At 74.3% G+C, this 14,189-nt stretch carries 11 protein-coding genes and 1 pseudogene; 3 read left to right on the top strand and 9 right to left on the bottom strand.

What is annotated here, in order from left to right; all coding sequences use genetic code 11:
• The first annotated feature begins 87 nt into the window (after positions 1-87).
• Positions 88-1,671, top strand: a complete 1,584-nt coding sequence (locus tag CP977_RS15550; RefSeq protein ID WP_152370313.1) for an MDR family MFS transporter — start codon at positions 88-90, stop codon at positions 1,669-1,671.
• A 69-nt stretch (positions 1,672-1,740) separates the two neighbouring features.
• Here the strand turns inward: CP977_RS15550 and cseC are convergent, their stop codons facing one another.
• The 6 genes and pseudogenes from cseC to CP977_RS15520 form a co-directional block, all read right to left on the bottom strand.
• On the bottom strand, positions 1,741-3,060 hold the full coding sequence (cseC, locus tag CP977_RS15545; protein ID WP_062754439.1) for a two-component system sensor histidine kinase CseC: 1,320 nt from the start codon (positions 3,058-3,060) through the stop codon (positions 1,741-1,743).
• Positions 3,057-3,758: a two-component system response regulator CseB gene (cseB, locus tag CP977_RS15540; protein ID WP_030219519.1), complete on the bottom strand. Its 702-nt coding sequence runs from the start codon at positions 3,756-3,758 to the stop codon at positions 3,057-3,059. Before cseB ends, cseC begins: the two co-directional genes overlap by 4 nt.
• Before the next feature lie 67 nt (positions 3,759-3,825).
• Positions 3,826-4,617, bottom strand: coding sequence for a hypothetical protein (locus tag CP977_RS15535; protein WP_229991701.1), 792 nt, complete (start codon positions 4,615-4,617; stop codon positions 3,826-3,828).
• Positions 4,605-5,177 (bottom strand): SigE family RNA polymerase sigma factor, encoded by a 573-nt coding sequence (locus tag CP977_RS15530; protein WP_062754441.1) that lies wholly within the window; start codon positions 5,175-5,177, stop codon positions 4,605-4,607. The genes CP977_RS15535 and CP977_RS15530 overlap by 13 nt, the downstream gene beginning before the upstream one ends.
• 159 nt (positions 5,178-5,336) lie before the next feature.
• Positions 5,337-6,272, bottom strand: coding sequence for an HhH-GPD family protein (locus CP977_RS15525; protein WP_062754443.1), 936 nt, complete (start codon positions 6,270-6,272; stop codon positions 5,337-5,339).
• A 408-nt stretch (positions 6,273-6,680) separates the two neighbouring features.
• Positions 6,681-7,304: pseudogene (locus CP977_RS15520) on the bottom strand (phosphatase PAP2 family protein); the annotation flags it as partial.
• 223 nt (positions 7,305-7,527) lie between these two features.
• Here CP977_RS15520 and CP977_RS15515 point away from each other — a divergent pair.
• A complete protein-coding gene (locus tag CP977_RS15515; RefSeq protein ID WP_152370312.1) occupies positions 7,528-8,391 on the top strand; it encodes a hypothetical protein in 864 nt (287 codons plus the stop codon).
• A 46-nt stretch (positions 8,392-8,437) separates the two neighbouring features.
• Here the strand turns inward: CP977_RS15515 and disA are convergent, their stop codons facing one another.
• Positions 8,438-9,562, bottom strand: a complete 1,125-nt coding sequence (disA, locus tag CP977_RS15510) for a DNA integrity scanning diadenylate cyclase DisA (protein ID WP_030219534.1) — start codon at positions 9,560-9,562, stop codon at positions 8,438-8,440.
• A gap of 364 nt (positions 9,563-9,926) precedes the next feature.
• Positions 9,927-11,330, bottom strand: coding sequence for a DNA repair protein RadA (gene radA / locus CP977_RS15505; RefSeq protein ID WP_062754447.1), 1,404 nt, complete (start codon positions 11,328-11,330; stop codon positions 9,927-9,929).
• 177 nt (positions 11,331-11,507) lie between these two features.
• On the opposite strand from radA, the gene CP977_RS15500 reads away from it, so the two are divergent.
• Positions 11,508-13,289: a BACON domain-containing protein gene (locus CP977_RS15500; protein WP_062754449.1), complete on the top strand. Its 1,782-nt coding sequence runs from the start codon at positions 11,508-11,510 to the stop codon at positions 13,287-13,289.
• A 4-nt stretch (positions 13,290-13,293) separates the two neighbouring features.
• Here CP977_RS15500 and CP977_RS15495 read toward each other — a convergent pair whose 3' ends face one another.
• Positions 13,294-14,154, bottom strand: a complete 861-nt coding sequence (locus tag CP977_RS15495) for a DUF3109 family protein (protein ID WP_062754451.1) — start codon at positions 14,152-14,154, stop codon at positions 13,294-13,296.
• Between the last annotated feature and the right edge of the window lie 35 nt (positions 14,155-14,189).

The raw sequence follows: 14,189 nt of genomic DNA, 5'->3' as shown, positions 1-14,189 counted from the left end.
TCCAAAGAACTTACTTGACGACCGGCAAGTTACGGGCCTACCGTCCCTCAGTGTAGTAACTAGCCGGGCGGCAAGTAAGGGAATGGCATGGCGACGCGACAGAACGTTCAAACGGTAGAGGGAGAGGCACCACCGGCACGCAGCGTCCGTGTCGTCCTGCTCGCCCTCATGATCGCGATGCTCCTCGCGATGCTGGACAACATGATCATCGGCACCGCGATGCCGACGATCGTCGGCGAGCTCGGCGGCCTGGAGCACCTCTCCTGGGTCGTCACCGCATACACCCTGGCCACCGCCGCCTCCACCCCGCTCTGGGGCAAGCTCGGCGACATGTTCGGCCGCAAGGGCGTCTTCCTCACCTCGATCGTGATCTTCCTGATCGGCTCGGCGCTCAGCGGCATGGCCCAGGACATGGGCCAGCTCATCGGCTTCCGCGCGGTCCAGGGCCTCGGCGCCGGCGGCCTCATGGTCGGCGTGATGGCGATCATCGGCGACCTCATCCCGCCCCGCGAGCGCGGCCGCTACCAGGGCATGATGGCCGGCGTGATGGCCCTCGCCATGATCGGCGGCCCCCTCGTCGGCGGCACCATCACCGACCACTGGGGCTGGCGCTGGTCCTTCTACATCAACCTGCCGCTCGGCGCCGTCGCCCTCGCCATGGTCACCGCCGTCCTGCACCTGCCGAAGAAGCCGCGGAACAAGGACACCCGGATCGACTTCGCCGGCGCCGCGCTGCTGACCGCCGGCATCACCGCGATCGTCCTGGTCACCACCTGGGGCGGCACCGAGTACGCCTGGAGTTCGGCCACCATCGTCGGCCTCGCCGTCGGCGGCGTCCTCGCCCTCCTCGCCTTCCTGTGGGTGGAGACCCGGGCGAGCGACCCGATCGTGCCGCTGCACATCTTCCGCAGCCGCAACTTCACCCTGATGTCCCTGATCGGCTTCATCGCCGGCTTCGTGATGTTCGGCGCGGTCCTCTACCTGCCGCTCTTCCAGCAGTCCGTCCAGGGCGCCTCCGCGACCAACTCCGGACTGCTGCTCCTGCCGATGCTGCTCTCGATGATGGTCGTCTCGCTGGTCGCGGGCCGGGTCACCACCAACACCGGGAAGTACAAGGCCTTCCCCATCGCGGGCGGGGCCCTCATGACGGCCGGCCTCTTCCTGCTCTCCACCATGGACACCGGCACCTCCCGCCTGGTCTCCGGGATCTGGATGGCCGTCCTCGGCGCCGGCATGGGCTTCCTCATGCAGATCACCATGCTGGTCGCCCAGAACAGCGTGGAGATGAAGGACATGGGCGTCGCCTCCTCCTCCACCACCCTCTTCCGGACGCTCGGCTCCTCCTTCGGCGTCGCGATCATGGGCGCGCTCTTCACCTCCCGCGTCCAGGACGAGATGGCGGCCCGGGGCGGCTCGGAGCTGACGGCGCGGACCGCCCAGCTCGACGCGGCGAGCCTCGCCGAGCTCCCGGCCCGGCTCCGCGAGGCCTACCAGCACGCGGTCGCCGCCGGCACCCACAGCGCCTTCCTGCTCGCCGCGGCGGTCGCCGTCCTCTCCTTCGCCCTCGCCTTCCTCGTCAAGGAGGTGGCGCTGCGGGGTGCGGGCCCGGAGGCCGCCCCCGAGGCGGACGCGGACGGCCCGGCGAAGGCGAAGGTGTCCGAGAAGGTCTGAGACGCGCGCGTACGACGGTGGGGCCGGCCCTCGGAAGAGGAACCGGCCCCGCCGCCGTACCGGAGACCGCTACTGCTCCGGCAGCCGCAGCATCGGGAAACTGCCCGTGTTCGTCGGCGCGTGGTCCGGCAGCCACAGGACCGCGACGGCCCCGCCCACCCCGTTCGGCGCCGTCTCGGAGGCCACGTTCCGGAAGGTCAGCCGGGCGCCGAGGACCCGGGCCTGGCCCGACGCGATCGTCAGGCCCAGGCCGTGGCCCTGGCCCGCGCGGTCGCTCGACCCCGTACGGAACCGGCTCGGGCCCTCCCTGAGCAGGGTCTCCGGGAAACCCGGACCGTGGTCGCGGACGCGCACCACCCGGCCCTCGACCGTCACCTCCACCGGCGGCTTCCCGTGCTTGGCCGCGTTGGCGAGGAGATTGCCCAGGACCCGTTCGAGCCGGCGCGGGTCGGTGTTCACCCAGGAGTCGTGCACGACCCGGACGACGACCTCCGGGTCCAGGGTCCGCACCCGCCGCTCCACGAACTCCCCGAGCGCGATCTCCTGGAGCTCGGCCCGCTCCGACGCGCTGTCCAGCCGGGCCACCTCCAGGACGTCCTCGACCAGCGTCCGCATCGCCTGCGCCCGGTCCCGCACCAGCTCCGTCGGGCGCCCCGGCGGCAGCAGCTCGGCCGCCGTGAGCAGCCCCGTGACGGGGGTCCGCAGCTCGTGCGCGATGTCCGCGGTGACCCGCCGCTCGGCCTCGATCCGCTCGTTCAGGGCGTCGGTCAGGGCGTCCACCGCCCACGCCAGGTCGTCCGTCTCGTCCCGTACGACCCCGCCGACGGCCTCCCGCACCCGCACGTCCGTGTTGCCCTGGGCGACCCGGCCGGCCGCGACGGCCGCCTTCCGCAGCCGCCGCGAGAGCCGGCCGCCGATGAGCACGCCGAGCGCGCACCCGCCGAAGACCACCGAGACCGAGCCGATGACGAGCGCCCGGTCCAGATCGCCCATGATCTTCGCGCTGCGGTCGGCGAAGGGGATGTGGAGCGAGAGGACGTCGCCGTTGGCGAGCGGCACGGCCGCCCACACGTCGGGCGGGCCGCCGTGCCGGTGCTCCTGCACGTACGTGCCGCGCCGGTTGTCCCGCATCAGCCGGTCGAGCTCCCGCGGCAGCGCCGGATCGTTGATCTTGGTGCCGAAGCGGGGCTCCTTCGGCTTCGACGACTCGTACAGCCGCTGCGCGAAGAGCAGCCGCTCCATCTGCACCTCGCGCGCGTTGTCGAGCATCGAGATGCGGGCGGCGTTGTGCACGACCACGCTCAGGATGACCGCGATGAGGGCGCCGACCGCCGCGATGGCGACGGCGATCTTCCAGCGGATCCCGGTGCGCAGGGGAAAGGGCCTCACCCGCCCTGACCCCGGAGCTTGTAGCCGAAGCCGCGGACGGTCTCGATCCTGTCCTGGCCGATCTTGGCCCGCAGCCGCTGCACGTGCACGTCCACGACCCGGGTGTCGCCGCCCCAGCCGTAGTCCCAGACCCGCTCCAGGAGCTTGTCCCGGGACAGTACGGTGCCGGGCGCGGACGAGAACTCCAGGAGCAGCCGCATCTCGGTCGGGGTCAGCGCCACCGGCGCCCCGCCCCTCCTGACCTCCATGCCCTCGGTGTCGACCTCCAGGTCCCCGAAGACCAGCAGCCCGCCGTCCGCAGGCCCGTCCCCGGCCTCGCCGCCGCCGGCGTGCCCGAAGCGGCGCAGCACGGCCCGGATGCGGGCCATCAGGACCGAGCCGTCGAAGGGCTTGGTGACGTAGTCGTCCGCCCCGGCCTCCAGGCCGAGGACGACGTCGATGGAGTCGGCGCGCGCCGACAGCATGATCACCGGGACCGTGGACTCGTCGCGGATGCGGCGGCAGAGGCTGACGCCGTCCATGCCCGGCAGCATCACGTCGAGCAGGGCGATGTCCGGCCGCCGCGCCCGGAAGGAGTCCAGGCCGGAGAGGCCGTCGGGCATGGCCGTGACCCGGAAGCCGTCCCGCTCCAGGGCGAGCTGGGTGGCCTCACGGATGACGTCGTCGTCCTCGACGAACAGGACATGGGTTTCGGCCATCGTGGGTGTTCCTTCGGGGTCGTGCGCCGTACGTGTCTCTTCGGGGCCGGGTCTCTTCGGGTGCGGATCAGCCCGCGGGGGGCTCGCTCGGCGCGGGCTCCAGGCCCTCGCCCTCGCCGACCGACCGGCTGTAGTCGTTGTGGACCCAGTCGTGCTGGGTGAACCGGTTGCCCGACCAGCGGTAGGTGATCACGTCCTCGCCCGAGGGGTACGCGACCGGGTCGCCCTTCGCGTACACCTGCTTGGTGACGATCAGGTCGCCCCGGTCGATCGTGGAGTACACCCCCGCGTCCTCGGCCGCGAAGACGTTCTCGTACCCGTCGCTCAGGTTCCGGTAGACGTACGTGCCGATGCCGATGCCGTCACCGCAGGTCATCACGTTGACGACGACGTCGGGGGCGGGCGCGTCGGTGAGGTTGCCGTACGAGGCGTCCACCGGGTACGAGTCCGCCGCGCACGGCTTCAGGTCGGCCTTGACCTGCCGGCTGAGCTTCGGATCGGCCTTCAGCAGCTCGATCGGGTCCACCCGCTCCGCCGACCGGGGGCCCGGGGTGCCCGAGGGGGCGGCGGAGGTGGGGGCGGTCGCGGCGACCTCGTCCGTACGGGCCGCGCCCTCGTCGCGGGAGCCCGTGCCGCCGGTGGAGCAGGCCGCCAGGGAGAGGCCGAAGGCGGCGAGCCCGGCCACCGTCGCGGCGCCCGCCGCCCGGACGGCACGCCGAGGGCGGCGACGCCCGGCCGGGAGCCGGTCGCCGCCGCCGAAGCCGTCGAAGCCGGGGCCGTCGAAGGCGGGGCCCCCGCCGGGGCCGCCGTGTCTTCCGCCGTCGGCCCCGTCGTCGGGTCCGCCGTCTATGCCGCGCACCGCTCCCGCCCCCCTTCGTCGCCTCGCACGGTCGCCCGCTCCCCGGTCCGCCCCAGGGCGCGGGCGTCGAGGTCGCGGCTCTCCAGCTCCTGCCGGAGCCGGGCGAGCGCGCGGTGGAGCGTGGACTTCACCGTACCGGTCGACATGCCGAGCGCCGCCGCCGTCTCCTCCGTGCTCATCTGTTCCCAGTGGCGCAGGACGACGACGCTGCGCTGCTTCGGCGCGAGCACCTTCAGGACGTCCATCAGGAGGGCCCGGTCGGCGTGCTGCTCGGTCGCGTCGGCCACGCTCGCGTCGGGCAGCTGCTCGGTCGGCACCTCTTCGAGCTTGCGGGAGCGCCACCACTCGGTCCGGGTGTTGATCATGACCCGGCGCAGGTAGGCGTCGGCGAGGGACTTGTCGGCGATGCCGTCCCAGCGGCCGTACGTACGGGCCAGGGCCGTCTGGAGGAGGTCCTGGGCGTCGACGGGGTCGGCCACGAGACGGCGTGCGCTGCGCAGCAGGGCGTCCTGCCGTGTGCGTACGTACTCCTCGAAGTCGAGCACCTCACCGTGCCTCATCCGAACCGCCTCCATCCCCGTGACCTGCTTGTTCCCTCGTGTCCTGGAGGACGCTACGGAGCGGTTGTCACGGGGCTGTGCGGGGCAGCCGTCGGTGGACGCACGGCTACCCATCGGTTGTGTAACAGCGGGGGCGGAAGGGGTTTCGAAGAGGGGGACTCAGGAGAGCGGCAGGCGGTAGAAGCCGTCGTCCAGCGGCTCGACGAGGCCGTCCGCGACCAGGCCGTCCAGCGCCCTGGCCCGCTGCACCGGCTCGTCCCACACCGCGTCCAGGGCCTCGCGCGCCACCGGGTCCGCCGAGTCCCGCAGGACGGCGAGGAGCCGCCCCCGCACCTGCCGGTCGGTCCCGGCGTACGTCTGGCCGCGCCGCGGCGGGCCGTCGTGCGCCGGCTTGCCCGCGAGCCGCCAGGCGCACCGTCCGGAGATCGGGCAGCGCCCGCAGTCCTCGTTCTTCGCCGTGCACACGAGCGCGCCCAGCTCCATGGAGGCGGCGGCCCAGCGGGAGGCCGTCTCCTCGTCCTCGGGCAGCAGGGCGCGGGCGAGCCGCCGCTCGGCGGCCGTGGTGGCGTTCGGCGGGTACTGGACGCCGGTCGCCGCCCGGGCGAAGACCCGGCGCACGTTGGTGTCCAGGACGGCGTGCCGCTGCCCGTACGCGAAGGAGGCCACCGCCGCGGCCGTGTACTCCCCGACGCCGGGCAGCGCGAGGAGCTGCCCGTGGTCGCTGGGCACGTCCCCGCCGTGCCGCTCCGTTATGGCCGTGGCCGCCGCGTGCAGCCGCAGCGCCCGGCGCGGGTAGCCGAGCCGGCCCCAGGCGCGGACCGCCTCGCCGGGGGCCTCGGCGGCCAGGTCGGCCGGGCGGGGCCAGCGCGCGAGCCACTGCTCGTACACGGGCAGGACCCGGACGACCGGGGTCTGCTGGAGCATGAACTCGCTCACCATGACCCCCCAGGCGCCGGCCTCGGGGCGGCGCCAGGGCAGGTCGCGGGCGTGCTGGTCGAACCAGGCGAGGACGGGCCGGTGCAGTTCGGCGGGGACGGCGGGCACCCCGGGGATCCCGGGGGCCTCGGGGACGGAGGGCGTGTCGATGGAAGTCATGGCACCACCGATCCTGACACGGTTCCGGAGGGATCAGCGCGCGTCGTAGGGCGTGTGCCGACCCGGCCCGGGGTCCCCGTAGGGGGAGGCGGGGTTCTCGGGGGAGGCGCCGGGGTTCTCGTACGGGGCGGGGGCGCCGTACGGGGAAGCGGGGGCGGACCCGTACGGGGCCGAGGGGTCGTGGGCGGGCGCGGACCCGTACGCGGGCGCGGAGCCGTACGGAGGGGCCGGGTCGTACGAGGGGGCGGAACCGTAGGGGGTGGCGGAACCGTAGGGGGTGGCGGGGGCGGACCCGTACGAAGGGGCGGGGTCCCCGTACGGGGAGGCGGGGGCGGACCCGTACGGAGCGGCGGGGGCGGTGCCGTGCGGGGGAGCGGGGTCGAACAGGGAGGGCTCGGCCGGGGCGGGGGCGGGCGTACGGGGTCCCTGACCCGCGCACCACACGACCAGCGCGTTCCGGCTCGACCGGGCCGTCTCGACCAGGGACCGCACCGGCCGCTCGGCGAACCGCATCACCAGGAAGGCGACCAGGGCGCCGAGGAGCAGGCCGACCGTCACGTCGTGCGGGTAGTGCACGCCGACGAAGACCCGGGAGAAGGCCATGAGCAGCGCCATCGGCACGGTGAAGCGGCCCATGCCGCGCCAGGACAGGGCGAGCGCGATCGCGGCGGCGCCCGCGATGGCCGAGTGGTTGCTGGGGAAGGACCAGTCGCCGTAGGGCGGGCAGGTGACCAGCGAGGCGGGCGCCCCGGCGACCGCGCGGCACGGACGTTCCTCGTCGAACAGCGACTTCACCGACTCGCTCACCACGTAGCCGAAGGCGGTGGCGAGCGGGGCGAGCAGCGCGAGCGACATCGCCCGGCTCGAACCGTCGCGGGTGCGCCACCAGCCGGCCAGGAAGAGCACGCCGAAGAGCAGCAGTCCGGCCTCGGTCCAGACCTCGGCGAGCAGCTGGAACCAGTGCGGCGTGGCGTGGGCGAGGTCGGCGACGTCGAGGTACAGACGGTCGGAGAGGTCGAGGAGGGTGTCCATGGGGCACGACGCTAACCGGAATCCCGGGCGCCTCGCCCCGGGCCATCGGCCAGAACGACCCCCGACGAAAGTGGGGGGTGCCGATTCGCTCCGGTTGGACCCGTTTTCACTCGCGGACCCGGAAAAAGTTCCCGGAAAGAAGGGTGTGATCATCGGCAAAACTTGAGGTCTCGGGCGGCGGGTGGGGCGGGAGTTGGGCGCGATCTCTCGTAAGGTTCGGGTCGTGGGATCTTTGCGCAATCCGGTCGGGCCGCTTCCCTCCACCATCTACTGGCGTCGGAGGGCGGTGGCGCTGTGCCTGATCGCACTCCTCGCCCTGCTCACCGTGTGGGCCGTGACGTCCGGGGGCGGAGGCGGCGAGAAGCCGAACGACTCCGCCAACGGCTCGTCGCCCACCCCGCCCTCGATCACGCCCGGCCCCTCCGGTTCGGGTCCCGCGATCAGCCAACAGCCCGGCGGGCGCGACGAGTCGGACGAGGAGGACGGGGCCTCCGGCGGCAACGGCGGCGCGGAACCGGGCGGTTCGGGCTCCGACTCCGGCTCCGGCTCCGGTGGTACGGACGCGGGCACGGGCTCCGGGGGTGCGGACTCCGCAGGGCCGGGCGTCCCCGACGGGAACGGTGACGGCTCCGGCGACGGCGGCGCGGGCACCGGCGCGGGCCGGCAGCTCCCGGCCGACTCCCCGATCCCCAACTGCCCTGCCGGAGCGGTCCAGTTGACGCTCAAGTCCGTCAAGGTCACCTACGAGACGGGGGAGAAGCCCCGCTTCCAGCTCGTCGCGAAGAACACCTCGGCCACCGACTGCAAGGCCGACTTCGGGCCCCGCAGCGCGGTCCTGACGATCAGCGACGCCAAGGACGACGAGGTCTGGTCCTCCGCCCACTGCCCGCGCCCCGGCACCCCGCTCCTGCTGAGCCTCCCCGCGGGGGCGACCGTCACCCACACCGTGGAGTGGGACCGCGGGCGCAGCGCCCCGCAGTGCGCCACCGCCCCGGCGGGCAGGGCGGGCCCCGGAACCTACCTGGTGGAGGCCGCGATGCCGGGCGTCAAGATCCTCCCGGCCTCGTTCACGCTCGCCAAGGACTGAACCGGCCTCCGTACGTCCTCAAGGACTGCACCGGCCCCGTACGTCCTCAGACGTACCGCTCCAGGATCGAGGACTCCGCGAGCCGGGACAGGCCCTCGCGGACGCTGCGGGCACGGGCCTCGCCGACGCCGTCGACGGCCTGGAGGTCGTCGACGCTGGCCGCGAGGAGCTTCTGCAGCCCGCCGAAGTGCTCCACGAGCCGCTCGATGATCGCGCCCGGCAGCCGCGGCACCTTCGCGAGGAGCCGGTAGCCGCGCGGCGAGACCGCCGAGTCGAGGGTCTCGGGCGAGCCGCTGTAGCCCAGGGCCCGCGCCACGACCGGGAGTTCGAGCAGCTCGGTGTGGGTGAGCGCGTCCAGCTCGGTGAGCGCCTCCGCGACCGTCCGCGAGCGCTTCGCCGTCGGCTCCGGCACGTAGTCCCGGATCACCAGCTCGCGCTCCGGCTCCACGCCCGCGATCAACTCGTCCAGCTGGAGCGAGAGGAGGCGCCCGTCGGTGCCGAGCTCGACCACGTACTCCGCGATCTCGGTGGCGATCCGGCGGACCATCTCCAGGCGCTGCGCGACGGCGGTGACGTCCCGGACCGTGACCAGGTCCTCGATCTCCAGGGCCGAGAGCGTGCCCGCCACCTCGTCGAGCCGGAGCTTGTACCGCTCCAGGGTCGCGAGCGCCTGGTTGGCGCGGGACAGGATCGCGGCCGACTCCTCCAGGACCCGGCGCTCGCCGTGCACGTACAGCGCGATCAGGCGCATCGACTGGGAGACGGAGACGACCGGGAAGTTGCACTGCTTGGAGACCCGGTCCGCGGTGCGGTGGCGGGTGCCGGTCTCCTCGGTGGGGATGGAGGCGTCCGGGACCAGCTGGACGCCCGCCCGGTGGATCTTGGTGATGTCCTTGTCGAGGACGAGCGCGCCGTCGAGCTTGCACAGCTCGCGCAGGCGGGTGGCGGTGAACTCGACGTCCAGCACGAAGCCGCCGGTGCACATCGAATCGACCGCTTTGTCCAGGCCGAGCACGATGAGCCCGCCCGTGTTTCCCCGGAGGATCCGCTCCAGGCCGTCGCGCAGGGCGGTACCCGGCGCGACCGCGCTCAGAGCGGCCCGCATCAGCGCGTCACTGCCGGAGCCCGCGCCGGACTTCCCGGGAGCTGCTGCCCCGTCCTTGGCTGCCAACTGGATTCCTCCGGCTCGTACGGATGGGCGAGACCAGGGCAAAGTCTAGCGACACCACCCCGCCGCCCTCCGCCCCCGACCGAACGCGGGTGGTGCGAAAGGGGTCCCCACCCGGCACCGAAACCAACCCTTCCCCTCACGGGAAGCCCCACGGGACACCATGCCCACCCCTTGCCGGAACCTTTACCGACCCCTTGCCGGCCCCCTGCCCGAACCGGCGTCGAGCGCTTGCCGCCCCCTTGTCCGAACCGGCGCCAACCCCTTGCCGCCTCCTTGTCCGGACCCGCGCCGGGCGCCTCCCCGGCACCTCGCGGAAGCCCCCACCGCCCCGGGGCGCGGGGTCCAGGCCCGCCCCCGCCCCGTCCTACTGCTCCGCGCCCTCCGGCGCCTTCGCGCGCCGCCCGCGCGGCAGGACCCGCAGCGCGTCGCCCATGTCCGCGACCTCCGTCACCTTCATGCCCGGCGGGACCCTCCCCGGGTCCGTCGGGACCAGCGCGTGCGTGAAGCCGAGGCGGTGCGCCTCCGCGAGGCGCCGCTGCACGCCCGTCACCCGCCGGACCTCGCCCGCGAGCCCGACCTCGCCGATCGCCACCAGGTTCTTCGGCAGCGGGGTGTCGCTCGCCGCGGAGGCGAGCGCGAGCGCGATCGCCAGGTCGGCGGCCGGCTCGGAGAGCTTCACGCCGCCCACGGTCGCGCTGTAGATGTCCCGCTTGCCGAGCGCGCTGATCCGCCCGCGCTGCTCCAGGACCGCCAGCATCATCGACACCCGGGAGGTCTCCAGACCGGAGACGGTCCGGCGCGGGGAGGGGATCTGGGAGTCCACCGTCAGCGACTGGACCTCGGCGACGAGCGGCCGGCGCCCCTCCAGGGTCACCGTCAGACACGTGCCCGGCACGGCCACGTCGCGCCGGGTCAGGAAGAGCCCCGACGGGTCGGCGAGCCCCGTGATCCCCTCGTCGTGCAGCTCGAAGCAGCCGACCTCGTCCGTCGCCCCGTACCGGTTCTTCACGCCCCGGACCAGCCGCAGCCGCGCGTGCCGGTCGCCCTCGAAGCTCAGCACCACGTCGACCAGGTGCTCCAGGAGCCGGGGGCCCGCGATGGCCCCGTCCTTGGTGACGTGGCCGACCAGCAGCGTGGACATCCCGCGCTCCTTGGAGGCCCGGATCAGCGCCCCCGCGACCTCGCGGACCTGCGCCATGCCACCGGGCGCGCCGTCGATCTCGGGCGAGGCCACGGTCTGCACCGAGTCCAGGATCAGCAGCGACGGCTGCACCGCGTCCAGGTGCCCGAGGACCGCCGACAGGTCGGTCTCCGCCGCCAGGTACAGGTGGTCGTCGATCGCGCCGATCCGGTCGGCCCGCAGCCGCACCTGGCTCGCGGACTCCTCGCCGGTGACGTACAGCGTGCGGTGCTCGTCGCTCGCCGCCTTCGCCGCCACGTCGAGCAGCAGCGTCGACTTGCCGACGCCCGGCTCGCCCGCGAGCAGCACCACGGCACCGGGCACGAGCCCCCCGCCGAGGACCCGGTCCAGCTCGTCCACGCCGGTCGAGCGGGCGGTCGCCTGCCGGCCGTCGACCTGCCCGATGGGAAGCGCGGCGGTGGAGACCCGGCCCGCGGCGGTCGTCCGGACGGCGGGCGCGCCGTACTCCTCCACCGTCCCCCAGGCCTGGCACTCGGGGCAGCGGCCGAGCCATTTGGCCGTCTGCCAGCCGCACTCGGTGCAGCGGTAGGACGGGCGCTCTTTGGCGGATTTCGTACGGGCAGCCATGCGCCCCACCGTAGCCGCCGCCACCGACAACGGGCCCCGGCCCCGCGACCGGAGCCCGCACACCCCGTCCACCGGACGCCGGACCCCCGTCCTCTTTCGAGCGATACCTTCACCCGTAGGGATGAGAAGTGCGCGACCGGTACGAAGAACGCCGCCGCTCCTGCCTACGGTCGCCCAGTGACGAGCAGCAGGCTGGAAACCCCCGCACGCACCACCGGCGCACACCGGGCGCACCGCGCCACGGGCCAGGGACCGCGCACGCTCGGCCGCCGGCCCCCCGCCCGCTACGAGGCCGCCCTCGACGGCCTCTTCACGTACTGCCTCTCCGTGCTCTGCGACCACGACACGGCCACCGCCGTCCTCGGCGACGTCCTCGCCGTGGCCGAGCGCCACCACGGGCGCTGCCCCTCCGACGAGGACGGCCGCACGGCCTGGCTGTACGCCCTCGCCCGCTGGGCCTGTCTGCGCACCCTCGGCGAGCAGCGCCGCAAGCGCCAGGGCGCCCACACCGGCCGCCCCGCCGTCACCCCGCCCGAGCCGCCCCGGGTCTCCGCCGAGACCGCCGAGCGGCACCGCGCCGAACTCGCCCTCCTCGCCTGGCCCGAGGCGGCCGGCACCACCCCCGAGCAGCGCGAGGCCCTGGAGCTCGCCGTCCGCCACGGCCTCAACCACCGCCAGGTCGCCGCCGTCCTCTCCCTCGACCCGCTCGCCGCCCGCGAGCTCCTGGCCACCGCCGGCTGCGAGGTCGAGCGCACCCGCGCCGCCCTCGCCGTCGTCGAGACCGGCAGCTGCCCCACCGTCGCCCGGCTCACCGGCGACCACCGGGTGCTCCTCTCGGCCACCCTGCGCGCCGAGCTCGTCCGGCACGTGGACGACTGCCCCCGCTGCCGCCGCGCCGCCGAGCGGGTGGGCGCCGCCGGGCCCTGGCCCGGAGCCGGGGCCCTCCCCCCGGACCGGCTGCCGCTGGTCGAGGCGCCCCGGGCCGCCGCGTACATGGCGATGCTGCACGTGCCCCGCGCGCGTGCCGGCGCCCCCCGGTTCGCGCCCACCGGCTTCCCCATGGACCCGAAGGACCACACGGCCCGCCGCGACCGGATGCGGGCCCGCGCGGTGACCACCACCGTCGTCGCGGCCGTGGTCGCCGCCCCCGTCCTCGCCCTGTGGACCTCCTACCGGGGCACCACCGACACCGCCGCCCACGACGGGGGCCGGGTCAGCGCCCGCGAGACGGACGACGGGGCCGGCCCGGACGGGCGCCCCTACGACCGGTACGAGAACGCGGGCAGCGCCCGTGCCACCCCCGAGCCCCGCTTCACCCGGGGCAGCCGCTCCCCCGACGTCTCCGTCGAGGTGGTCAGCCCCGGCGGCCCCACCGGCCCCGGAACGCCCCCGAAGCCCGGCGAGGCCGCCCCCGGCTGGGTCACGGTCGCCGCGCGCGGCCACGGCGACCTGACCCTCCTGACGCTCACCGCCGCCGGCGGCTCGCCCGTCGCCTGGTCGCTGTGGACGGACGCGCCCTGGATCTACGTGAGCCGCGCCTCGGGCACGCTCCGCCCCGGCGAGCGGATCACGATCGAGGTCCGCGTCGACCACGGGCGCGAACCGGTGGACGGGTGGAGCGCCCGGGTCGGGGTGAACCCCTCCGGGGCGGTGGTGCGCATCACCGGGTCCGGGACGGGGCCCGTCTTCCACCCGGGCCCGGACGTCCCCCGGCCGCCGAGGCCGACGCCCCCGCCGCCCACGACGGAGCCGACCACCCCGCCCACGACCCCGCCGCCGACGACCGAACCGCCGACCACCCCGCCCCCGACGACGGAGGAACCCCCGCCGACGACCCCGCCGCCCACGACGGAGGAGCCGACCACCCCGCCGCCCACGACCGAGGAGCCCCCGCCGCCGACCACGGACCCGGGCACGACCCCGCCGCCGGAGACGGAGGAACCGGCCCCGTCCCCCTGAGGCCTCAGGCCCGCGGCGGGTCCGCCGGGTGCGGGGCCACGAGGGGCAGCTGCGAGGCGAGCCGGGCCTCGCACAGCCCGGCAAGGACCCCGTACGCCTCCTCGCCCATCATCTCGGTGAGCTCGGGCCGGTACGTGACGTACACCGGCTCTCCGGCGCCGTGCGCCGAGGTGGCCGAGGTGCACCACCAGTGCAGGTCGTGGCCGCCCGGGCCCCAGCCCCGGCGGTCGTACTCCCCGATCGACACCTGGAGCACCCGGGTGTCGTCGGGCCGGTCGATCCAGTCGTACGTCCGGCGCACCGGCAGCTGCCAGCACACGTCCGGCTTGGTCTCCAGCGGCTCCCGGCCCTCCTTCAGGGCCAGGATGTGCAGCGAGCAGCCCATGCCGCCCGCGAAACCGGGACGGTTCTGGAAGATGCAGGAGCCCTCCCAGCGGCGGGTCTGCCGGTCGCCGTCCTCGTCGAGCTGCGTCCAGCCCGTCTCCGTACCGACGTCGTGGAACTGCCACAGCTCCGGCGTGAGCCGGGCCACGTGCTCCGCGACCCGCTTCTCGTCGTCCTCGTCGGAGAAGTGCGCGCCCAGCGTGCAGCAGCCGTCGTCGGCCCGGCCCGCCTGGATGCCCCGGCAGCCGCTGCCGAAGACGCACGTCCAGCGCGAGGTCAGCCAGGTCAGGTCGCAGCGGAAGACCTGCTCCTCGTCGGCCGGGTCGGGGAACTCGACCCACGCGCGCGCGAAGTCCAGCCCCTTCTCGTCCGGTTCCACGTCCTTGCCCCGCTTCCCGGCGCCCTTGACCGCCCTGGCGGCGCTCACGTCCACCGCACGGGCGCTGTCTTTGTCCTGCTTCGCCTTTTTCGTCTTTGGCACGCTCTCCAGCGTATGCGGCGCGCGCAGTAGCGTTC

Source organism: Streptomyces cinereoruber (assembly GCF_009299385.1).
GTDB classification, from domain to species: domain Bacteria; phylum Actinomycetota; class Actinomycetes; order Streptomycetales; family Streptomycetaceae; genus Streptomyces; species Streptomyces bikiniensis.
The sequence above is the reverse complement of the archived record's forward strand: the minus strand, read 5'-3'. Positions and strand labels throughout refer to the sequence as shown.